Below are 855 nucleotides of genomic sequence, written 5' to 3'. Positions count from 1 at the left end.
GTGGAGCCGGTGTATGTGATGACTGTCAGTCCGCGAAACATGCCCGGCACCGTAACAGGAAAAGACGCTCCCGCAGATGAAAACTGGTTATCTAAAGCGGGTGAAGGAACCGGTGTACCCATCCCCAGCCAGGTGGCAGATAAACTACGTGGTCGCACCTATTCAAGTTTTGATGCTTTCCGCAGGGCTGTCTGGAGAGAGGTGGGTAGGGTTGATGTTTTAACTAAGAATTTTGATATTCTGAGAAAAACATTTGTTAAAAACAGCAAATCACCATTAGTAGATATAAAAGATCGTAAGGGAGGAAGAAAACGATTCGAAATTCATCATATAAAATCAATAGAGGATGGCGGAGCAGTTTATGATATTGATAACCTTGGCATAACCACGCCTAAAAATCATGTTAACATTCATAAATGAGGTTAGTTAAAATGAGCAAAAAAATTATTTCTGATTATACTGAAGCTGAATTTCTGGAGTTTGTCAGGAAAATTTTCCGAGCTGATGGGGCAACCGAAGCAGATGATGATAAATTAATTGACNATTCGCCAGAAGGTGTCGTTAAAGAAGTAAAAGAGTGGCGCGCTAAAAACGGCAAGCCAGGATTTAAGGACAGTTAATCAACAGCGCCATAACGCCATACCTTTGTATGGCGTTATTTATTAAGTTCATATAGATAACAATACATAACAGGCAGCCTGATATTAAGCAGAATAATAAATAAAAATATCTTTGAGAAAACCTTTAGCAGGATACTAATTTATCAGCACCAACTTACTCAGAAATTAAGACCAAAAGCTCGTTAATATTTTATTAATAATCAAGCAAAGAGTGACGGGAAATTTTTGGCATTAT

At 38.4% G+C, this 855-nt stretch carries 2 protein-coding genes; both read left to right on the top strand.

Going from position 1 to position 855, the window contains the following annotated elements; translation table 11 throughout:
* A partial coding sequence (locus FKM52_RS21460) for an HNH endonuclease signature motif containing protein (RefSeq protein WP_220446304.1) occupies positions 1 to 420 on the top strand: 420 nt, incomplete at its 5' end.
* Positions 421 to 431: 11 nt separating this feature from the next.
* Positions 432 to 620: a bacteriocin immunity protein gene (locus FKM52_RS21455; protein WP_141178112.1), complete on the top strand. Its 189-nt coding sequence runs from the start codon at positions 432 to 434 to the stop codon at positions 618 to 620.
* The last annotated feature ends 235 nt before the right edge of the window (positions 621 to 855 follow it).

The organism is Mixta tenebrionis (assembly GCF_006517625.1).
Taxonomy (GTDB): Bacteria; Pseudomonadota; Gammaproteobacteria; order Enterobacterales; family Enterobacteriaceae; genus Mixta; species Mixta tenebrionis.
The sequence above is the reverse complement of the archived record's forward strand: the minus strand, read 5'-3'. Positions and strand labels throughout refer to the sequence as shown.